Source organism: Leisingera sp. CC-HEC093, assembly GCF_059429195.1.
Genome location: NZ_JCAIJR010000001.1, coordinates 1,446,721 through 1,466,626 on the forward strand (window position 1 = coordinate 1,446,721; position 19,906 = coordinate 1,466,626).

General features: G+C 64.2%; 23 protein-coding genes and 2 riboswitches. Of the genes, 12 read left to right on the forward strand and 11 right to left on the reverse strand.

What is annotated here, in order from left to right; all coding sequences use genetic code 11:
• The 4 genes from AC5STB_RS06965 to AC5STB_RS06980 all read right to left on the reverse strand — a co-directional run bounded on the left by AC5STB_RS06965 (window position 1) and on the right by AC5STB_RS06980 (window position 2,651).
• Window positions 1-243, reverse strand: coding sequence for an exodeoxyribonuclease VII small subunit (locus AC5STB_RS06965; protein WP_019297546.1), 243 nt, complete (start codon window positions 241-243; stop codon window positions 1-3).
• Window positions 240-1,166 carry a histone deacetylase family protein gene (locus tag AC5STB_RS06970; protein ID WP_495442236.1) on the reverse strand — a complete coding sequence of 309 codons (927 nt, stop codon included), beginning with the start codon at window positions 1,164-1,166 and terminating at the stop codon, window positions 240-242. Before AC5STB_RS06970 ends, AC5STB_RS06965 begins: the two co-directional genes overlap by 4 nt.
• A gap of 273 nt (window positions 1,167-1,439) precedes the next feature.
• Complete coding sequence (locus AC5STB_RS06975) at window positions 1,440-2,141, reverse strand: response regulator (protein ID WP_495442237.1); 702 nt, start codon at window positions 2,139-2,141, stop codon at window positions 1,440-1,442.
• 6 nt (window positions 2,142-2,147) lie between these two features.
• Complete coding sequence (locus AC5STB_RS06980) at window positions 2,148-2,651, reverse strand: MarR family winged helix-turn-helix transcriptional regulator (protein ID WP_495442238.1); 504 nt, start codon at window positions 2,649-2,651, stop codon at window positions 2,148-2,150.
• 162 nt (window positions 2,652-2,813) lie between these two features.
• On the opposite strand from AC5STB_RS06980, the gene AC5STB_RS06985 reads away from it, so the two are divergent.
• The 4 genes from AC5STB_RS06985 to AC5STB_RS07000 all read left to right on the forward strand — a co-directional run bounded on the left by AC5STB_RS06985 (window position 2,814) and on the right by AC5STB_RS07000 (window position 5,943).
• Window positions 2,814-3,680 carry a branched-chain amino acid aminotransferase gene (locus AC5STB_RS06985; RefSeq protein ID WP_495442239.1) on the forward strand — a complete coding sequence of 289 codons (867 nt, stop codon included), beginning with the start codon at window positions 2,814-2,816 and terminating at the stop codon, window positions 3,678-3,680.
• 207 nt (window positions 3,681-3,887) lie between these two features.
• Window positions 3,888-4,358, forward strand: coding sequence for an MgtC/SapB family protein (locus tag AC5STB_RS06990; RefSeq protein ID WP_495442240.1), 471 nt, complete (start codon window positions 3,888-3,890; stop codon window positions 4,356-4,358).
• Between the two features lie 115 nt (window positions 4,359-4,473).
• Complete coding sequence (locus tag AC5STB_RS06995) at window positions 4,474-5,433, forward strand: AraC family transcriptional regulator (protein ID WP_495442241.1); 960 nt, start codon at window positions 4,474-4,476, stop codon at window positions 5,431-5,433.
• Between the two features lie 138 nt (window positions 5,434-5,571).
• The gene (locus tag AC5STB_RS07000; protein WP_495442242.1) at window positions 5,572-5,943 is read left to right on the forward strand and encodes a hypothetical protein; all 372 of its coding nucleotides are present in this window, start codon (window positions 5,572-5,574) and stop codon (window positions 5,941-5,943) included.
• Between the two features lie 3 nt (window positions 5,944-5,946).
• Here AC5STB_RS07000 and AC5STB_RS07005 read toward each other — a convergent pair whose 3' ends face one another.
• Entirely contained in the window at window positions 5,947-6,783 is an 837-nt protein-coding gene (locus AC5STB_RS07005; RefSeq protein WP_495442243.1) for a LysR substrate-binding domain-containing protein, read from the reverse strand.
• Between the two features lie 96 nt (window positions 6,784-6,879).
• On the opposite strand from AC5STB_RS07005, the gene AC5STB_RS07010 reads away from it, so the two are divergent.
• Window positions 6,880-7,584 carry an SDR family oxidoreductase gene (locus AC5STB_RS07010; protein ID WP_495442244.1) on the forward strand — a complete coding sequence of 235 codons (705 nt, stop codon included), beginning with the start codon at window positions 6,880-6,882 and terminating at the stop codon, window positions 7,582-7,584.
• A gap of 105 nt (window positions 7,585-7,689) precedes the next feature.
• Here AC5STB_RS07010 and AC5STB_RS07015 read toward each other — a convergent pair whose 3' ends face one another.
• On the reverse strand, window positions 7,690-8,625 hold the full coding sequence (locus AC5STB_RS07015) for a DMT family transporter (RefSeq protein ID WP_495442245.1): 936 nt from the start codon (window positions 8,623-8,625) through the stop codon (window positions 7,690-7,692).
• Window positions 8,626-8,719: 94 nt separating this feature from the next.
• Here AC5STB_RS07015 and AC5STB_RS07020 point away from each other — a divergent pair, with 94 nt between their 5' ends.
• Window positions 8,720-10,222, forward strand: a complete 1,503-nt coding sequence (locus AC5STB_RS07020; protein ID WP_495442246.1) for a malonate--CoA ligase — start codon at window positions 8,720-8,722, stop codon at window positions 10,220-10,222.
• Between the two features lie 65 nt (window positions 10,223-10,287).
• On the opposite strand, the gene AC5STB_RS07025 is transcribed toward AC5STB_RS07020, so the two are convergent.
• Window positions 10,288-10,926 carry a cation efflux transmembrane domain-containing protein gene (locus AC5STB_RS07025; RefSeq protein ID WP_495442247.1) on the reverse strand — a complete coding sequence of 213 codons (639 nt, stop codon included), beginning with the start codon at window positions 10,924-10,926 and terminating at the stop codon, window positions 10,288-10,290.
• Between the two features lie 73 nt (window positions 10,927-10,999).
• Between AC5STB_RS07025 and AC5STB_RS07030 the strand changes: the two genes are divergently transcribed.
• Window positions 11,000-11,416 (forward strand): MerR family transcriptional regulator, encoded by a 417-nt coding sequence (locus tag AC5STB_RS07030; protein WP_495442248.1) that lies wholly within the window; start codon window positions 11,000-11,002, stop codon window positions 11,414-11,416.
• Between the two features lie 3 nt (window positions 11,417-11,419).
• On the opposite strand, the gene AC5STB_RS07035 is transcribed toward AC5STB_RS07030, so the two are convergent.
• Window positions 11,420-12,574: an AAA family ATPase gene (locus AC5STB_RS07035; protein ID WP_495442249.1), complete on the reverse strand. Its 1,155-nt coding sequence runs from the start codon at window positions 12,572-12,574 to the stop codon at window positions 11,420-11,422.
• A gap of 93 nt (window positions 12,575-12,667) precedes the next feature.
• A complete protein-coding gene (gene aroC / locus AC5STB_RS07040) occupies window positions 12,668-13,768 on the reverse strand; it encodes a chorismate synthase (RefSeq protein WP_495442250.1) in 1,101 nt (366 codons plus the stop codon).
• 306 nt (window positions 13,769-14,074) lie between these two features.
• Window positions 14,075-14,166, forward strand: a riboswitch (TPP riboswitch).
• A 32-nt stretch (window positions 14,167-14,198) separates the two neighbouring features.
• On the opposite strand from aroC, the gene thiB reads away from it, so the two are divergent.
• Genes thiB through AC5STB_RS07055 form a run of 3 tightly spaced genes read left to right on the forward strand, consistent with a single transcriptional unit; the run spans window position 14,199 to window position 17,387 of the window.
• A complete protein-coding gene (thiB, locus tag AC5STB_RS07045; protein ID WP_495442251.1) occupies window positions 14,199-15,176 on the forward strand; it encodes a thiamine ABC transporter substrate binding subunit in 978 nt (325 codons plus the stop codon).
• The gene (locus tag AC5STB_RS07050; protein ID WP_495442252.1) at window positions 15,152-16,708 is read left to right on the forward strand and encodes a thiamine/thiamine pyrophosphate ABC transporter permease ThiP; all 1,557 of its coding nucleotides are present in this window, start codon (window positions 15,152-15,154) and stop codon (window positions 16,706-16,708) included. The genes thiB and AC5STB_RS07050 overlap by 25 nt, the downstream gene beginning before the upstream one ends.
• Window positions 16,695-17,387, forward strand: coding sequence for a thiamine ABC transporter ATP-binding protein (locus AC5STB_RS07055; RefSeq protein ID WP_495442253.1), 693 nt, complete (start codon window positions 16,695-16,697; stop codon window positions 17,385-17,387). Before AC5STB_RS07050 ends, AC5STB_RS07055 begins: the two co-directional genes overlap by 14 nt.
• Here the strand turns inward: AC5STB_RS07055 and AC5STB_RS07060 are convergent.
• Window positions 17,384-17,821 (reverse strand): 6,7-dimethyl-8-ribityllumazine synthase, encoded by a 438-nt coding sequence (locus AC5STB_RS07060; protein ID WP_495442254.1) that lies wholly within the window; start codon window positions 17,819-17,821, stop codon window positions 17,384-17,386. The genes AC5STB_RS07055 and AC5STB_RS07060 overlap by 4 nt on opposite strands.
• Before the next feature lie 91 nt (window positions 17,822-17,912).
• A riboswitch (FMN riboswitch) is annotated at window positions 17,913-18,062 on the reverse strand.
• 51 nt (window positions 18,063-18,113) lie between these two features.
• Window positions 18,114-18,410, reverse strand: coding sequence for an antibiotic biosynthesis monooxygenase family protein (locus tag AC5STB_RS07065; protein WP_495442255.1), 297 nt, complete (start codon window positions 18,408-18,410; stop codon window positions 18,114-18,116).
• A 112-nt stretch (window positions 18,411-18,522) separates the two neighbouring features.
• Here AC5STB_RS07065 and AC5STB_RS07070 point away from each other — a divergent pair, with 112 nt between their 5' ends.
• The gene (locus AC5STB_RS07070; RefSeq protein ID WP_495442256.1) at window positions 18,523-19,125 is read left to right on the forward strand and encodes a glutathione S-transferase; all 603 of its coding nucleotides are present in this window, start codon (window positions 18,523-18,525) and stop codon (window positions 19,123-19,125) included.
• Window positions 19,126-19,337: 212 nt separating this feature from the next.
• Window positions 19,338-19,898: a ubiquinol-cytochrome c reductase iron-sulfur subunit gene (gene petA, locus AC5STB_RS07075; protein ID WP_495442257.1), complete on the forward strand. Its 561-nt coding sequence runs from the start codon at window positions 19,338-19,340 to the stop codon at window positions 19,896-19,898.
• The last annotated feature ends 8 nt before the right edge of the window (window positions 19,899-19,906 follow it).

Consider the following 19,906-nt stretch of genomic DNA (forward strand, 5'->3'; position numbering starts at 1 on the left):
TCAGCCGGCGTCCAGCGGCTGGGTGCCCTTGGGGGTGCCGTTGGCGTCCAGCGTGATCGCGGCGACCTTTTCCTCGGCGCGCTTCAGCTCATCCTCGCAGCGTTTCTTCAGCGCCGCACCGCGCTCATAAAGCGCAATCGAGGCATCCAGCGCCACGTCGCCGCGCTCCAGCTGGTCCACCACGCCTTCCAGCTCACGCATCGCCTGTTCAAAGCTCATCTGGTCTACGGGGGTCTCAGTCATGCCGGTGCCTTTATCAATTCTTCCACATGCGCGCGCGTTGCCGCGGCCAGCGCGTTCAGATCATATCCGCCTTCCAAAGTCGAGACGATACGGCCCCCGCACAGCTCACTGGCAAGTTTGCACAGTTCCGCGGTGATCCAGGCGAAATCCGCGGTGGCCCAGTTGAGGCTGGCCAGCGGGTCGTCCTGATGGGCGTCAAAGCCGGCTGAGATGATGATCAGCTCCGGCTTGAACGCGCGCAGGTGCGGGAAGGCCTGGCCTTCATAGGCCGCCTGCATCTCGGCCCGGCCTGATCCCGGCGGCAGCGGCATGTTCTGGATCTGGCCATGGGCGCCGTCCTCATCCGGGCGGCCGGAACCGGGCCAGAGCGGCATTTGCTGGCTGGTGATCACCAAAGCGCGCGGCTCATCCCACAGCAGGTCCTGGGTGCCGTTGCCGTGATGCACGTCGAAATCCACCACTGCCACGCGGTTGAGGCCGTGATGGTCCAGCGCGTGCTTGGCTGCCAGCGCCGCATTGCCGAACAGGCAAAAGCCCATAGCCGTGTCTGTTTCGGCGTGGTGTCCCGGCGGGCGGACTGCAGCAAAGGCATTCTGCACCTCACTGCCCAGCACCATATCGACACCGCGCACCGCTGCGCCGGCTGCGCGGAAGGCCGCATCCAGCGAGCCGGGGGACATGAAGGTGTCGCCGTCGATTTGCGCCCAGCCCTCGGACGGGGAGGCTTTGCGCAGGTCCGACAGGTAGGAAGCAGGATGGATGCGCAGGATGTCGTCCTCGGCGGCCATCGGGGCTGTGACGCGTTTCAGGGCCAAGGGTTCCAGCGCGTGCAGGATGTGTTCCAGCCGCGCAACCCGTTCCGGGTGGCCCTCGGGGGTCACATGGTTCAGGCAGTCCGCGTGGGTTATCAGGGCGGTGGTCATGGGCGGGTTCCTCCTGCGGCCGGGCTAGGCGCGACACTAGGAGCGGGCGGCCTTTGGCTGCAAGGAAAAACGGGGGGTGCCATGCGTGCACCAGCTGTACACCCCCTGTACACCGCCGCGGTGCTGTTCGGGCGGAAGGGGCGGGGCGCTGCCCCCGGCCCGGGCGGAGCGGGGCGCTGCCCCGTTCGGCCCTGAAACCGTCCCCCGGACGGTTTCAGGGACGGGCCTCACCCCCCCCGGGATATTTTCAGCCAGAAGAAGAGGCCCCGGGGATCAGTCGGGGGCCAGCATGTAGCCCGCGCCGCGCACCGTTTGCAGGTACTGCGGCTGTTTCGGGTTCGGTTCGATCTTGCGGCGCAGGCGGGTGATCTGCACGTCCACCGCACGTTCCTGCGCCTGGCCGCGGTCGCGGCCAAGGTCCTCCACCAGCTTGGTGCGGGAAACCGGCTCACCCGGCTGGGCGGAGAAGATCTTCATCAGCTGGCTTTCGGTGCCGGTCAGGCGGATCAGCTCGTCACCCTGCCACATCTCGCCGCGTTCGATGTCATAGCGGATGGCGCCCAGATGCAGCACCTTGGGGGCGGCCTCCTGCGCAACCGTGTCCGGCATCCGCCGCAGGATCGCATTGACGCGCAGCAGCAGTTCCTTGGGTTCGAAGGGTTTGGGCAGATAGTCGTCCGCCCCGGCCTCCAGCCCCGTAATCCGGTCCTCGGTTTCGCCTTTGGCGGTCAGCAGCAGGATCGGGGTGGCCATGGTTTCGCGCAGCGACCGGGTCAGCGACACGCCATCCTCTCCCGGCATCATCACATCCATTACGATCAGGTCGAAATCGAGCCCGGCCAGCACGCGGCGCGCATGGGCGGCATCGCGGGCGGCGGTGACCAGAAAGCCGGAGCGCATCAGGAATTTCTTCAGGAGGCCGCGGATGCGCTCGTCGTCATCGACGATCAGCAGATGGGCGTCGTGCATGGTCATGTTGGCTTAGTCCCGCAGCTTGGCATAGGCGCGGCGCATGTCCGCGTCCATCATCGCTTCAAGCACTGTCTTGAAGCCCTGCACAGCCTCGGGGCCGGCATCCTTGTAGGCGGCGCGCATCCGGGCGCGCTGGGCGTCCGATAGCGTCGCCTCCAGCGCCGCGCCCTGTTCGGTCAAGTACAGGTGGCGTTCGCGCTTATCCAGCTCCCCCACCTTGCTGATCACCAGCCCGTCGCCGATCAGGGTGCGCAGGACGCGGTTCAGCGACTGTTTGGTGACGCCCAGGATGCTGAGGAGGTTGTTCACCGTGGTGCCGGGCGAGCGGTTGATGAAGTGAATGGCGCGGTGGTGCGCCCGGCCATAGGACATTTCAGCCAATATCCGGTCCGGATCGGCGGTAAAGCCGCGGTAGGCAAAAAACATTGCCTCGATCCCCTGGCGAAGTTGTTCGTCTGTTAGAAACAGCAGGCTTTCGCTGCCGAATCCCTGCCCTGTCCGGCCCTCAGGCATATGGTGCCCCCTCGTCTGTCTTGCTGGCCAGTTTATGTCAGTGTTGTTGACATTCCAAGAGTGAAGATGTATCGAATCGCAGCTTTGGCGCAAGATTGTGTCCGTTTCGGCCCGATCTTGCGCAATAAATGAAAATCACCGCTGAAATCAGGAGGATGCGGCATGGCTGGTTATGACGACCGCGACGGTGTGATCTGGATGGATGGGGAGCTGATCGACTGGCGGGATGCCAAGGTGCATATCCTGACCCACGCGATGCACTATGCCTCCTCTGTGTTCGAGGGGGAGCGCGCCTACAACGGCAAGATCTTCAAGAGCCGCGCGCATTCCGAGCGCCTGATCGCAAGCGCCGAGGCGCTGGATATGCCGATGCCCTATACTGTTGATCAGATCGAGGCGGCCAAGGAAGAAGCGTTGAAGGCGTCCGGCCTGCAGGACGCCTATGTGCGGGCGCTGGTCTGGCGCGGTTCGGGTGAGGACATGGGCGTGGCTTCTGCCAAGAACCCGGTGCGCATGGCGATCGCGGTCTGGGGCTGGGGCGCCTATTACGGCGACGCCAAGATGAAGGGCGCCAAGCTCGACATCGCGGAATGGAAACGCCCGAGCCCGGAAACGATCCCGGTTCACGCCAAGGCCGCGGGTCTGTACATGATCTGCACTATCTCCAAGCACAAGGCAGAGGCCAAGGGCTGCTCTGACGCGCTGTTCATGGACTGGCGCGGCTATGTGGCTGAGGCAACCGGCGCCAATGTGTTTTTTGTGAAGGACGGCGAGGTGCACACCCCGCTGGCCGATTGCTTTCTCAACGGCATTACCCGCCAGACCGTGATCCAGATGCTGAAGGACAAGGGCATCACCGTGCATGAGCGCCGCATCAAGCCGGAAGAGATGGAAGGCTTTGAGCAATGCTGGCTGACCGGCACCGCCGCAGAGGTGACCCCGGTTGGTCAGATCGGCGACTATACCTTTGAAGTGGGTGATCTGACCCGTGAGATCGCCGAGGACTACGAGAAGCTGGTCCGCGCATAAGTGCCCTCAGCAGCCTGATGAAACCCCCGCCGCAAAGCGGGGGTTTTGCTTTGCGGCTGCATGGATGGCCGGGATTGCGCCAGTGCGCAGCGGAAAGTCTGAAATCTCTGCACTTTTTCCAGTTCTGTGCCATAGTCGGGCCTATTGCTGAATTTCATTCCAGGGCATGCCGCGTGCTGCTGTCCGCCAAGAAGGAGCCGGAACCCGATGGACCTGAGCCTTGCCTATGTGAGCCATCTTGAACTGGGTCTGCGGCTGATCTGCGCCGCTGCTGCCGGGGCGCTTTTGGGTCTGGATCGGGAACTGCGGCACCGCAAAGTGGGCATGCGGACCTACATGATTGTTTCGCTTGGGGCCGCGGGGTTTACCCTGATCACCATGGAAATGTCGATGGAGGCGCTGAGCCTTGAAATGGGGGCCGACCCGACCCGCATCATGCAGGGGCTTGTCGGGGCAATTGGCTTTCTGGGCGCCGGCGCGATCATTCAGGGCGACGAGCGGGTCGGCGGCATGGCAACGGCGGCCAGCCTGTGGGTGGCCGGGGGCGTCGGCATGGCATCAGGCCTGGGGTATTATGTGCACGCAGTGCTGCTGGCCGCGGCGGCTGCGGGGATTCTGGCGATGAGCCGGCTGATGAGCAGCCGGGGCCGCGAGGACCGGCCGGATATCAGCGATTGAGGTGAGCCGCCGCCGCGTGTCTATGATGCTGTGCCCGGCAGCTTGAGCGTTCACATTTCTTTGCAGATCGTCCGGCCCGGTGGACGCGGGTTGCCTGCCGGCTAACATGCCGGGCATGTTGGATCTGCTGAGCGATATTCTCACCCGGCTGTCCCTTAAGGGGACGCTGTATTTCCGCACGTCTTTCACGCCGCCGTTCGGGGTGCAGGTGCCGCCGTTTGAGAACGTGGCCCGGTTCCATTTCGTGCAGCGCGGCGAATTGAAGGTGCATGTGCCTGCAACCGGCGAAACGCTGCGGCTGCGGCAGGGGGATCTGGTGCTGATCCCGCATGGGGCGGCGCATATGCTCTTGTGCAACGAGGTGCAGCCGCTGGAGGCCCTGCCGCTGGACCAGGTGCTGGAAAAGGCTGGTTATGACGGCGGCGGCGTGCTGGTCTATGGCGGTGCGGAGGAGGACCGGGACACCCAGCTGATCTGTGGCCATTTCTCCTTTGCCGGGGTCCCGGGGCGGCGCGGCACCGGGCATATGCTGATCGACCGGCTGCCGCCCTATATCGTGATTGGGAATTATGGCGAGGAAGCAGGCGCCTGGATCGAGGCGACCTTGCGGATGATCGGATCGGAGGTGCATGGCGCCCGCATCGGCGGCGACCTGATTGCGCTGAAGCTGTCAGAGGTGCTGTTTGCCCAGGCGGTCCGCGCTTATCTGGAGCATCAAAGCCCCGGCGGCTCGGCGCTGGCGGGGTTTGCCGATCGGCGTCTTTCCCGCGCGCTGACCGCGTTCCACCAGGCCCCGGCGCAGGAGTGGAGTGTTGAAGGCCTGGCGCGCGAGGCCGGCATGTCGCGCACCGCTTTTGCCCAGGAGTTCACTGCCAAGATGGCGGTGACGCCGATGCAGTACCTGACCAGCTGGCGCATGCAAATTGCCTGCCAGGGGCTGACGGAGCAGGGGCTGAATGTTGCGGATGCGGCCGAGATTGCGGGCTATGCCTCTGAGGCGGCGTTTTCCCGCGTGTTCCGCAAGCAGGTCGGCATGTCCCCGGCGGCCTACCGGCAGCAGCACAGGGCTGCCTGACCCGTCTCGCTCTCCGCTTTCTGTACGATCTGCTAAACCTTCCGGCGGTTCTGAAATTCAGCGTCCGGGTGCCATAGGGCACGCTGGGGCCATAACCGCAGCAGCGGCCAAGACACCTCAGCAACAAGGACCTGACCCATGCCCCTCCGTTTCGTGACCCGCACCATCCACGCCTATCTCGACTACCCGGTGGCCATCGCCCTGATGGGGCTGCCGTTCCTGCTGGGCCTCGGCGAAAGCAATCCGCTGGCGCTGTGGCTGTCGGTGGCAACCGGCATTGCCGCCTTTGTGCTGACAGTGCTGACCGACCACCATCTCGGCCTGATCCGGGTTCTGCCGTACAAGCTGCATCTGACGGTTGACCTGATTGCCGGCCTCACTTTTCTGGCAGCGCCTTTTGCCTTTGGTTTCGCCGGGCTGGATGCGGCCTTTTACTGGCTGAACGGTGCCGCGGTTGTAGCGGTGATATCGCTCAGTGCGCCGGAGGAGGCCAAGAGGGTCTCTGCCTGACTGCTATTGGCGCAGCAGCCAGTTCACCACTGTTTTGGCCCGGCCCTGCGTGCTGGGCCAGAGCACGTAAAAGCCCTGATCCCCCAGCCGCGGTGCCTGCCATAACACTGACAGGGGCTGGCTGCTCAGAAAAATGCGGGGCACCAGGGCGATGCCTTGGCCGTTCATTGCGGCATCCATCGCCAATGCGGTCTGGTTGAATTGCAGAACCCGGCCTGTGGCCGTGATCCCCTCTTGCCGCAGCAGCAGGTCCCAGTGCCGGTGCCCGTCCTGGATCAGGGTGTGCTGCGCCAGAACCGCCAGTTCGGGGGAATCCACCTTTGTTAGAGCCGAGTCCTGATGTGCCACTGCCACCAGGTCTACCAGCGAAAGGAGCGTGGAGTTCAAACTGCTTTCCTGCGGTTTGCCGCCCTGGCGGATGGCGATGTCGATACCGTCCCGCTTGAAATCCGTCAGGCTTTCCTCGGCCACAACCCGCAGGTCGATATCAGGATGCGCCGCCTCAAACTCCGGCAGCCGCGGCACCAGCCACTTCGCGGCAAAGGACGGCGGCACTGACAGTGTCACCCGCTGCACGGCCGGCGCCAGCGTGTCCGTTGCCTCGCGGATCAGGGCCAGCGCCTGCCGCACCGGCGCGTGATAGTTGCGCCCTGTGTCCGTCAGCGACAGCCCGCGGGCATGGCGGTGGAACAGCTTGTGGCCCAGGTCGGCCTCCAGCCGGCGCACCTGCTGCGCCACAGCGCCCTGGGTCAGGTGCAGCTCCTCTGCCGCGCGGCCGAAATTCAGATGGCGGGCAGCGGCGTCGAACATCCGCAAGGTGTTGAGGTTGGGCAGGCGCATCAGGTCTCAGACAGTAGGTTTTCTACAGTCTGACGCGATGAGACATAATTGGTCAAGCGCGCCCTGAACCGTCATCTTGAGGACAACCAAAGGAGTATGGAAATGACCAAAGTTGCTCTCTTCACCGCCGCGGGCAGCGGCATGGGCGCGGATGCCGCCCGCCACCTTCATTCGCAGGGATATGAGGTCGCGATCCTCTCCTCCTCCGGCAAGGGCGAGGCGCTGGCGCAGGAGCTGGGCGGGGTGGGGCACACAGGCTCTAACATGGCGCAAAGCGATTTGCAGGCGCTGGTGGACAAGGCGATGGACCGCTGGGGCCGGGTTGATGTGCTGGTCAATTCCGCAGGCCACGGGCCCAAGGGCGATATCATGGAGATCAGCGACGACGACTGGCATCTGGGAATGGAGTATTACCTGATGAACGTGATCCGCCCCGCCCGGCTGGTGGCGCCGGTCATGGCGGCCCAGGGCAAGGGGTCGATCATCAATATCTCCACCTTCGCGGTGTTTGAGCCGGATCCGCTGTTCCCGACTTCCGGCGTGTTCCGGGCCGGGCTGGCGAGCTTTACCAAGTTGTTTGCCGACAAATTCGCAAGCCAAGGCGTGCGGATGAACAACGTGCTGCCAGGGTTCATCGACAGTCTGGCTGAGACAGAAGACCGCAAGGCCCGCATCCCGGTGGGCCGTTATGGCACCGCGCGCGAAGTGTCAGCGCTGATTGCCTATCTCGCCTCGGATGATGCCGCCTATACCACCGGTCAGAACATCCGCGTGGATGGGGGGCTGACCCGCGCCATCTGAACCGGCCCGCCTGAACGAAAGACGAGGCAGCGACCGCCCCTGAAGATGCGGGCGGGCGCGTCGCCCTTGCGGGCTCTTGCCTGCGGCCAGCTTTGTTAGAGTCTGTCATACGCCTTTTGGGTTGCTTGCGGCACGGGCCTTGCCGCGCTGCAGCCCCAGCCGGTGCTCGCGCCAGATCACCAGTACATTGCCGGCGATCACCAGCGCCGCACCGGCCAGCATCACCAGCGTCGGCCACTCATCGAACCAGACATAGCCGATGACGATGGCAAAGAGCATCGAGGCGTAATCGTAGGGTGCCAGCATCGATGCCGGGGCAAAACGGTAGGAGGACGTGACCAGGATCTGAGCCACCCCGCCGACCAGCCCGGCGCTGACCAGCAGCGCGGCGGTTTGCCCGTCAGGCATCACCCAGCCGAAGGGCGCGGTCAGCAGCGCGAGGCCGGAAGCAGTCAGCGAGAAGTAGAACACGATTGCCGCGGTGTGCTCGGATTGCACCATGCGGCGGATGTGGATCTGCACAAAGCCGCGGGCGACTGTGGCTCCCACCACCAGCAGCACCCCCAGCATGGCGCCGTCCTCCAGATCGCCGCCCAAGCGCGGCCAGATCATGATGAGAACGCCCAAAAGGCCGATGGCCACCGCGCTGATCCGCACCATGCGGATGGTCTCTCCCAGGAACAGCGCCGCGAGGATCAGGGTGAAGATCGGCGTGGCATAGCCAATGGCGGTGACCTCCGGCAGCGGCAACAGAGCCAGCCCCATGAAGGTCATGCCCATCGCCGAGGTGCCGACCAGCCCGCGCCACACGTGAAACATCGGCTTTTTGGTGATCAGTCCGTGCCGCAGCTCTCCGCGCGCGGCAAGCCAGGCCACGATGACTGGAATGGCAAAGAAGGAGCGGAAGAACACAGCCTCGCCTGCCGGTATGGTTTCCGAGGTGGCCTTGATAATCCCGGACAGCGCGGTGAACAGCGCTATGGCGGTCACCTTCAGCAGGATCGCCAGTACAGGCCGATGCGATGTTAAGGATTTCGCCATGGCGCGACCCTGCGCCCAAGCGCCGCAAAGATCAATGGCTTGATTTCAGCCGGCAGGAGCGCGCAAATGGCGCCGCCAGATGAAGGAGCCGCCGATGTATGACGCCAACCACCTGATCCGCCAGCTGCGCGCGTCCTCGCTGGGGCGCGAGGACGCGGTTTTCGCCCGGCTGCCGGACGGCGGCACGGTCACATTCGGTGCGCTGTTTGCCGGGGCAGAGCGGATGGCAGCAGCTTTGGCCGCCCAAGGCGTGCAGCCCGGCGACCGGGTGGCGGTGCAGGTCCGGAAAACCATTCAGGCGATTGAGCTTTACCTTGGCACCGTCATGGCTGGCGGCATCTTCCTGCCCTTGAACACCGCCTACACCGGGCCGGAGGTGGCCTATTTTGTTGGCGATGCCTCTCCGCGCGTGGTGGTCTGCGACCCGGCGCGGCTGGAGGAAATCGGCACCATCGCAGGCGAAGCTCAGGTGCTGACGCTGGACGCCAACGGGCAGGGGAGCTTGCGTGAACTGGCGGACGGCCAATCCGGGTTTGACGCGGTTACGCGGCAGGCCGGCGATCTGGCGGCGATCCTCTACACCTCCGGAACCACGGGCCGGTCCAAGGGGGCGATGCTGAGCCATGACAATCTTGCGTCCAACTCTTTGACCCTGCGGGAGTACTGGCGGTTCACCAAGGACGATGTGCTGATCCACGCGCTGCCGATCTTCCACACGCATGGGCTGTTTGTGGCGACCAATGTGGCGCTGTTCGCAGGTGCTCAGGTGGTGTTTCTGCCGGGCTTTGATGCCGATGCCATTCTGGAGGCGATGCCCGCGGCGACGGCGCTGATGGGGGTGCCGACCTTCTATACCCGCCTGCTGGCGGACGTGCGGCTGACGCGCGAGCGTGCTGCAAACATGCGCCTGTTCATCTCCGGCTCTGCGCCTTTGCTGGTGGATACCCATGAGCAATGGGAGGCGCGCACCGGACACCGCATCCTGGAACGTTACGGGATGACGGAAACCAACATGAGCACCTCGAACCCCTATGAGGGCGAACGGCGTGCGGGCACTGTCGGGTTCCCGCTGCCGGGCGTGGAGGCGCGGGTGATGCAGGACGGCGCGGAGGTGCCCGCGGGAGAGACCGGTGTGCTGGAGGTGCGCGGGCCGAACGTGTTCCAGGGCTACTGGCAGATGCCGGAGAAGACGGCGGAGGAGCTGCAGGCCGATGGCTGGTTCATCACCGGCGACATGGCCCGGCTCGACGCGGATGGCTATGTGACCATTGTCGGGCGTGAGAAGGATCTGATCATCACCGGCGGCTTCAATGTCTATCCCAAGGAGGTTGAGAGCCTGATTGATGACCTGCCCGGCGTGCTGGAAAGCGCGGTGATCGGCGTGCCGCATCCTGATTTCGGCGAGGGTGTGGTGGCTGTGGTGGTCCCGCAGGCAGACGGCACAAGTGCGGAGGTTATCAAGGCGGCGCTGTCCGGCCGGCTAGCCAGGTTCAAGCAGCCCAAGGAGATCATTCTGCTGAACGCCCTGCCGCGCAACACCATGGGCAAGGTGCAGAAGAAAGCCCTGCGCGAGGAATACGCAGGGCTGTTCGCCTGAATTCATAGTTTTGTTTAGCCGGGAGGCCGGGCTGCGTCTGCGCAGACAGTCGCAGCCCTCAGTTCTTAGTGCTGGTGCGCTTCTGCGTGCGCCTCTTCCTCGCGCCATTCCCGGATCGCTTGCACCAGGATCTGGGAGGCAGAGCTCAGGAACAGCCCGCCCATGATGCCGGCGACGATCAGGTCCGGCCAGCCGGTTGCGGTGCCCCAGACGCCAAGCGCCGCAATCATCACCGCGACATTGCCAATCGCGTCATTGCGCGAACACAGCCAGACAGAGCGCACATTGGCATCGCCGTCCTTGTAGCGGGCCAGCAGCATCACCGAAATCAGGTTGGCCGCCAGCGCCATGAAGCCGATCACGCCCATGATCTGCGCCTGCGGCACGCCGACGTAGAACACCTGATAGACCGTGGAGCCAAACACCCACAGACCCATCAGCAACAGGCTGATGCCCTTGCCCAGGGCCGCCAGCGCCCGGGTGCGTAAGCTGGCGCCGATCACTGCCAGCGAAATTCCATAGGTCAGTGCGTCGCCCAGAAAATCCAGGGCGTCCGCCTTCAGCGCCTGGCTGCCGGACATTTGCCCTGCGCCCATTTCCACCGCGAACATGCCGGCATTGATGGCGATCACCAGCCAAAGCCTGCGTTTATAGTCTGCCGAGACCCCGTCAAACCGGGCGTTGTGATTGCAGCAGCCTGCCATTTCTCTTGTCCTCATTCCTGATTCGAGATCAATGTAGGGCCTCTAGTCACTAGAGCTTCAAGAGGTTTTACAAATGTTTTCCATCGGCCAGCTGTCCAAGGCGACCGGGGTGAAGGTTCCCACCATCCGATACTACGAGGAAATCGGCCTGCTGCCGCAGCCGGGCCGCAACGCCGGCAACCAGCGCCGCTACGGGCAGAACGGGATAGAGGCCTTGGGGTTCATTAAACACGCGCGCGACCTTGGGTTCCCGCTCGACGATATCAAGGCGCTGATGGGGCTGGACGGTCAGCTGGGCGAAGATTGCGCCGAGGCGGACCGGATTGCCCGCAGCCAGCTGTCCAATGTCCGGGACCGGATCCGCCAGCTGGAACAGCTGGCGTCCGAGCTGGAGCGTATCAGCACCCTGTGCGACGGCGGCAACGGCGGCTGCTGCAAGGTGCTGACGGCGCTGGGCGATCACAGCCAATGCGCGGGCGACCACGGTTGAGCGTCAGCGTTTCGGCCAGCTCCAGCGCGGCGGCTCCAGGTCTTCAATGCGGGTTTCACCAAATTCCTTCTGCAGGATTACGGACAATGCCCCCGCGTCCTCCAGTTCTCGGGCTAGATGGCTGTTGTGGGAGACCACGATGATCTGGCTGTCGCGGCTCGCGCGTTTGATCAGCCGTGCCAAGGGGGCAATCAGATCGGGGTGCAGGCTGGTTTCGGGTTCGTTCAGCACCATCAGCTCCGGCGGGCGCGGGGTCAGCAGAGCAGTGGCGAGCAGCACATACCGCAAAGTGCCGTCCGACAGCTCTGCCGCCGACAGCGGCCGCAAAAGACCATGCTGCTGCATCTCCACCGTAAAAAGCCCGCCCTGCAGCGAGACATCGACGCTGGCGCCCGGGAAGGCATCCTCGATGGCCGCGTCAAAACCCGGTCCGTCACCGATTTCCCGCAGGGTGGCAATTGCAGCGGCCAGGTCCGCCCCGTCGCCCGCCAGTGCAGGGGTGCGGGTGCCAACGGCCGGGCGCCGGGCCGGTGAGTCCCGGTCGGTGCGCAGGCTGTCATAGAATCGCCAGCCGCGCATCCGCTCCCGCAGGGATAGCATCTCGGGCGCCTGCACAGGATCAGCGGCATGGGTCATCATGCTGTCAAAGGGGCGCAAGTCGCGCGACAGCTCCACCCGGCGGCCGCTGGCGTCCCGGCCTGTCACCACTGCGCCGCGGCGTTCGGCAAGGCTGTTGGCGCGGCCCAGGCTCTCACCGACCCATAGCGCTTCGGATTTGATCTCAGGGTCATTGCCGAACATCGTGCGCGGCACCGGTGCGGGCAGGCCCAGATCCACTGCATAGCCGTAGTCCTCAGCCGAAAACCCCAGTTTCAGAGCCACAGATCCCTTGCGCCGGGTGCCTTCGATGGGGACTTCGCCGCGCCGCATCCGGGCGCTGATGTGTTCCGGCCCGGCCCACAGCGTCGATTCCAGCCCGCCCTCGGCGGCCAGCGAAGCAATGGCGCGTCCCTGCGCCACCTCTGCCAGCAACCGCAGTGAGCGGTAGAGCGAGGATTTGCCTGCACCATTGGCGCCGCTCACCACGGTGAGCTGCTCCAGCGGCAGGGTTGCGTCGCGTATCGAGCGGTAGCCGGAAACGGCCAGGGTAATCAGCATTTCAAAGGACCGGATGTGAAAAGCACTGTGCAAAACCTGCTTGGTTTTGCGGTCCTTCGCAACCGGTCCTGTCAGAGGTCAGAGGTCAGCGGTTCAGCCGATCCGGCCTTGATTCTCACCGATCTGGCCGCGGTGCAGCAGCAGATGGTCCAGGATCACGCAGGCCATCATCGCCTCGGCCACTGGCACCGCGCGGATGCCGACGCAGGGGTCGTGGCGGCCCTTGGTGATCACCTCCACTGCCGAGCCGTCCTTGCGGATCGACTGGCGCGGGGTGAGGATCGAGGAGGTCGGCTTGACCGCGAAACGCACCACAACATCCTGCCCGGTGGAAATACCGCCCAGAATGCCGCCGGCGTGGTTGGAGGAATACTCCGGGCCGTTTTCACCCATGAAGATCTCATCGGCGTTTTCCGAACCCTTCAGCCGCGCGGCATTCATGCCCTCGCCGATTTCCACGCCCTTCACGGCGTTGATCGACATCATCGCGGCGGCCAGATCGGTGTCCAGCTTGCCGTAAACCGGCGCGCCGATGCCGGCCGGGACATTGCGGGCGACAACCTCGACCACCGCACCAACCGAGTCATGCGCCTTGCGCAGGCCTTGCAAATAGTCTTCCCATTCCTGCACCGCGCCTGCATCGGGGATCCAGAAATCATTCTGTTCGATCGCGTCCCAGTCAAAGCGGCTGCGGTCGATTTCCAGGTCGCCCATCCGGGTCATGTAGCCCTTGATCTCCAGCCCCGGCGCCAGCGCCTTGATTGCTTCACGTGCAACACCGCCTGCCGCAACCCGGGCCGCGGTTTCGCGCGCCGAGGACCGGCCGCCGCCGCGGTAGTCGCGGTTACCGTATTTCTGGAAATAGGTGATGTCGGCATGGCCCGGGCGGAAGGTCTGGGAAATCTCGCCGTAATCCTTGGACCGCTGGTCGGTGTTTTCGATCATCAGCTGGATCGGTGTGCCGGTGGACATGCCGTCGAACACGCCGGACAGGATCTTCACCGCATCCGGCTCATTGCGCTGGGTGGTGTTCTTGTTCTGGCCGGGGCGGCGCTTGTCGAGCCACTGCTGCAGCATTTCCGGCTCCAGCGGCACATTCGGCGGACAGCCGTCGACGGTGGCGCCAAGCGCGGGCCCGTGGCTTTCGCCCCAGGTGGTGACGCGGAAGAGGTGTCCAAAGCTGTTCATCGACATGAGGCGCGGTCTCCTTTGCGGGACGTGCTTACCCGCCCCGGCGCAACGCCTCAAGGGGCATCCGTTGCCGCAGCACCGCGGTATGGCATTTGGTGTCCTGCGAGCGGGCTATGAAAAAACGGCCGCGCATCCTGCAAAGGGTTAACGCAGCAGAAAGGACAGCGAGTCACTCCAAATGTTTCGCGCGCGAAACATTTGGTCAGAATTGCTGACCTGAGTGCGCACCTGGGAACCCGTCCAGATTCTCCTTCCGGCAAGGCCAGCCAAGCCTGTTGCTTGTGTTTCCCTACCGCAAACCCTATGGTCCGCGCCACCTCGGGGTGCGCCGCGGCGCTGAGATGACACCCGTTGAACCTGAACCGGATCACACCGGCGGAGGGAAGGTACTGGATAGCCTCCACCCTTGCCCAAAGCCGCAAAGGAGGATGGCATGAAACATCTTGCATTTGCAGCGGGACTGCTTGGCGCCTCGGCCGCTTTTGCCGAAACGCCCGAACTCACCGTTTATACCTATGACAGCTTTGTTTCCGACTGGGGCCCCGGACCGGCGGTGGAAAAAGCGTTTGAAGAGGTCTGCGGCTGCGACCTGAAACTGGTTGGTGCGGGTGATGGCGCGGCGCTCTTGGCGCGGGTCAAGCTGGAGGGTGAGCGGTCCGACGCGGATGTGGTGCTGGGTCTCGACACCAACCTGACCGCGGCAGCCAAGGAAACCGGCCTGTTTGCCGAGCATTCGGTCAGCGCCGAGTTTGCGCTGCCGGTCGCATGGAGTGACGCGACCTTTGTGCCTTATGACTGGGGTTACTTTGCCTTTGTCCACAACGCTGATGCGGCAGCGCCTGCGGATTTCAAGGCGCTGGCTGCCAGTGAAAAGAAGATCGTTATTCAGGACCCGCGTTCCTCCACCCCCGGTCTGGGCCTGCTTTTGTGGGTCAAGGCCGCCTATGGCGATGAGGCGCCGGACATCTGGAGGGGGCTCTCTGACAACGTCGTGACCGTGACCAAGGGCTGGTCCGAGGCATACGGTATGTTCCTGGAGGGCGAGGCCGACATGGTGCTCTCTTACACCACCTCGCCCGCCTACCACCTGATTGCAGAGGAAGACGGCTCCAAGGCGGCGGCGGCCTTTGACGAGGGCCATTACATGCAGGTGGAAGTTGCCGGCAAGCTGGCAAACAGCGACCAGCCGGAGCTGGCGGACCAGTTCCTGGCCTTCATGGTGTCGGATGCGTTCCAGTCGGTCATCCCGACCACCAACTGGATGTATCCGGCAGTGACCCCGGCAGCAGGCCTGCCCGAAGGGTTTGAAACCCTGATTGCGCCGGAAAAATCGCTGCTGCTGAGCGAGTCTGAGGCAGCGGAAGTGCGCGATGCGGCGCTGGGCGAATGGCTCGACGCGCTCAGCCAGTAAGCGCCTCTCCCGGTATCAGCGCGGCCCTTTTGGTGGCGGCGCTGATCCTGGGAACCCTTGGGGCTGTTGCATTCAGGGCTGAGGCCGGCAGCGGGTTTGGTGCCAGCGACTGGGCTGCGCTGCGGTTCACGCTGACCCAAGCGGGTCTGTCGGCTTTGCTGAGTGTTGCGCTCTCTATCCCTGTCGCCCGCGCGCTGGCGCGGCGGCGGTTTCCGGGGCGCAGCCTTTTGATTGCCCTGTTGGGTGCGCCGTTCATCCTGCCGGTGATTGTTGCCATTCTAGGCCTGCTGGCGGTCTTTGGCCGCGCGGGCTGGCTGAGCCAGGGGCTGATTTCCTTCGGTTTAGAGCCGGTTCAGATCTACGGGCTGCACGGGGTGGTGCTGGCGCATGTTTTCTTCAACCTGCCTCTGGCGACCCGGCTGATCCTGCAGGGCTGGCAGGAGATCCCTGCGGAACGCTTCCGTCTGGCGGCGCAGCTGGATGCCGGACCGCTGGCGATGTGGCGGCTGCTGGAAGGCCCGATGCTGCTGCGGGTGGTTCCCGGCGCGTTGGCGGTGGTGTTTGCCATTTGCCTTTCGAGCTTTGCGGTGGCGCTGACATTGGGCGGAGGACCACGGGCCACCACCATAGAACTCGCTATCTATCAGGCGTTCCGGTTTGACTTTGACCTGGGCCGCGCGGCGCTGCTGTCCGGCCTGCAGCTGCTGCTGACCGGGGCGGCCGCGCTGGTGGCGCTGCGGGTGTCGGCGGGTGAGGGCTTTGGTGCCGGCCTTGACCGGGCGGTGCGGCGCTGGGACGGGCAGGGTGCCGTGGCACTGGGGTTGGATGGCTTCTGGATCGTCCTGTCCGCCGCATTTCTGCTGCTGCCGCTGGCGGCCATTGTGCTGGTGGGGCTGCCCGGGCTTGCAGCCTTGAATGGCAGTGTCTGGCAGGCCGCTGGAAATTCCATTCTGGTAGCGGTGCTCAGCACCGCGATCCTGCTGGCGCTGGCCTTGCCGATGGCGGCTGCGGTTGCGGCCGGGCGCAGTGGCATGACAGAGCTGTCAGGCATTCTGGGCCTCGCAGCTTCCCCCCTGGTGATCGGCACCGGGCTGTTCATCCTGATTTATCCGGTGGCTGATCCGTTTGCCTTGGCGCTGCCGGTGACGGCGTTGGTCAATGCGGTGATGGCGCTGCCCTTTGCGATGCGCATTCTGGTTCCGCGCGCGCGGGAGGTTCTGGGGCGGTATGGCCGCCTTTCGCTGTCGCTGGACATGCAGGGCTGGGCCTTTGTCCGCCGGGTCTACCTGCCGCGGATGCGGGCGCAGACGGGGTTTGCCGCAGGACTGGCCGCGGCCCTGTCGATGGGCGATCTGGGCGTGGTGGCGCTGTTTGCCGATCCGGATTTCGCAACGCTTCCCCTGCAGATTTACCGGCTGATGGGGGCTTACCGGATGGAGGCGGCAGCGGGTGCGGCGCTGCTGCTTTTGCTGCTGTCGATGGGGGCATTCTGGATATTGGACCGTGGAGGGCGCTGGCATGCTGAGGCTTGAGAATTGCCGGATCATCAATGGCGGTTACGCGGTGGAAGCGGATATGGAGATCGCATCCGGTGCCTGCGTGGCTGTGATCGGCCCGTCCGGTGCCGGGAAATCCACGCTGGTGGAGGCGATTGCCGGCTTTCTGCCGGTCACCAGAGGGCACATCTGGTGGAATGATTCAGACCTGGCCAGTCAAGCGCCGGGCAAGCGGCCCGTTGCCATGCTGTTTCAGGATGGCAACCTGTTCCCGCATCTGACCGTAGCGCAGAATGTAGGCTTGGGGCTGCACGCAAACCTGCGGCTGATCGAGGCGGAATGGAAACGGGCCGGCGCGGCGTTGGAGCGGGTCGGCCTAGGTGGCATGGGCGGGCGCAAGCCCGCGGCGCTGTCTGGCGGGCAGCAAAGCCGGGTGGCGCTGGCGCGGGTGCTGGTGCAGGGGCGGGACATTCTGCTGCTGGATGAGCCCTTTGCCGCGCTTGGCCCGGCGTTGAAGGCGGAAATGCTGGATCTGGTGGCGGAGCTTGCCCGCGAAAGCGGTGCGACGGTGCTGATGGTCAGTCATGACCCGAATGATGCGCGCCGGATCGCGGATCAGGTGGTTCTGGTGGCGGACGGCAGGGCGCACCCGCCCAAAGCGACGGCGGAGCTGCTGGACAACCCGCCGCCGGCCTTGAAAGCGTATTTGGGTTAAGCCGCCGGTGCCGTTTCCCGTGTTTTTGTAATCATCAGTGCCGCACTGGCGGCTTCGCGGCCTTTTTGAACAAAATGCTCGCGGTAGATGGCCACGTGATGATCGGTTTCCTGGAAATGGTGCGGGGTCAGCGAGACCGACAGCACCGGCACTCCGGTGTCCATGCCGGCGCGCATCAGCCCGTCGACCACCGCCTGTGCGACAAAATCATGCCGGTAGATGCCGCCATCCACCACGAGGGCGGCGCAGGCCACGGCGGCGTATTTCCCGGTCTTTGCCAGCTCCTGCGCCAGCAGGGGCATTTCAAAGGCACCGGGCACATCGAACACGTCGACTTGATCTGCCGGGATCAGCTGCAGAAAGCCCTCCAGCGCCCGGTCCACGATATCTGCGTGCCATTGCGCCTTGATGAAGGCATAGCGGGTGTGTGTCATCTCGTAATCTCCTATAGGTTTGACACGTCACCCAAGGCGATCACGAACGGCAGGCACGCGCAGGGCTGCAAAGGCCCAGGGCGGTCCTGACGCACGTTCTCTTCCATCCGGACTGTGACCGTCGGCTCTGGAGTCGCACCAGATCTGCTGACACTCCCAAAATCTTGGAAGCCGCTCGCGGGCTTACGGGACTGGCCCGTTCACCGCCGGTGGGGAATTCCGCCCCGCCCTGAGAACGGCGCGACTTTGGCAAGCAGCGGAGATTCCCGCAAGCGGGAATTGCGGTCTGGGGTCAGGTCTCGACCAAGTCATAGTGTTTGATGCTGCGCGACTCGACCAGTTCGGCCTCCGCCGGGTCGATATGAGGACTGGTGTAATCCTCGCCCGCGAAAGCCTTGAGCGACGCCAGATCCTTCCACACCATCACAAAGCTGAATTCCCGCGGGGTTTCGGAACGCGGTGCGCCGGGCAGCACTGAGACGATGCCTTCGGTGCCCTTCATCAGCGGAATTGCAGTTTCGTGAAAGAACTTGCTGAACTCGGCTTCCTTGCCGGGGCGGATGACAACCTGGAATATCCGCATAATCATTGTGGCGCTCCTGTCACTTGTTACACAGACCCAGTTTAACACAGCGCTGCATTAGCCCCTTCCCCTCAGTCCCGCTTGCAGTAGGCTGCGGCCAAACAGCGGAGGATTTCCCATGAGGCTCACTTATTCCCAAGCATCTCCATTTGCCCGCAAGGTTGTGGTGCTGCTGCATGAAACCGGGCAGCTGGAGGACGTCGCGATCCACGACGTCACAACCACGCCGCTCAGTCCGAGCCCGGATGTGAAAGCCAGCAACCCGCTGGCCAAGATACCGGCGCTGGAGCGCAATGACGGGCCGGCGCTGTATGACAGCCGGGTGATCTGCGCCTTTCTGGATGAGCGCGCCGGCGGCAGGCTGTACAGCCGCGGCTGGGACAGCAGGGTGCTGGAGGCCACCGCCGACGGCATCATGGATGCGGCGGTGCTGATGTCCTATGAAAAACGGCTGCGCCCTGAGGACAAGCAGTGGGACAGCTGGCTGGATGCACAGCGCAGCAAGGTGCTGGACGGCTGCGCGGCGCTCAATGCGCGCTGGATGAGCCACCTGCATGGTCCGCTGGACATTGGCCAGATCGCGGTGGCCTGTGCGCTGGCCTATGTGGACTTCCGCCATCCGGAAACAAACTGGCGCCCGGGCAACGAGGCTCTGGCGGATTGGTTCGCGGATTTCGAATCGCGCCCTGCAATGCAGGCGACAAAACCGCCCGCAGCCTGACCCCTGCCTCTTGAAACGGACCAGTGCCGCGCCGATATGGGTGCGGCACTGTCACACAGGCGTGACAGAATCGCCGTCTGCGGCTTTCTGCGCGCCTATGACCGCTGGACGAAGCGGCTTCTCCCCGCTAGACACGCGCCTGAGTCACTGCGAGCAATCGCGGTGCATGCGCATGTTTGCCCTAAACGGGCGCTGGAATTGGAGAAAACCTCGTGTCCCACGCAGAAGACCACGAAGGAACCCGGAGAGATTTCCTCTACTACGCCACTGCCGGCGCCGGGGCAGTGACCGCGGGTGCCGCCGTATGGCCCCTGGTCAACCAGATGAACCCCTCGGCTGACGTCAAAGCGCTGTCTTCGATCCTGGTCGATGTCAGCGGCGTGGAAGTTGGCACGCAGATCTCGGTCATGTTCCTGGGCAAGCCGGTGTTCATCCGCCGCCGCACCCCGGAAGAGATCGAGGCAGCCCGTGCCGTGGAACTGTCCGAGCTGATCGACCCGCGGTCGGAAAACGCCAACAAGCCGGGCACCGACGCGGCTGACGTGAACCGGACCATGGATGACGCCGGCGAATGGCTGGTGATGATGGGTGTCTGCACCCACCTGGGCTGTGTGCCGCTGGGCGACGGTGCCGGCGAATTCAACGGCTGGTTCTGCCCTTGCCACGGCTCGCACTACGACACCGCAGGCCGCATCCGCAAAGGTCCGGCGCCGGAAAATCTGCACGTGCCGGTGGCTGAGTTCACCGACGCCAACACCATCAAGCTGGGATAAGGAAACGC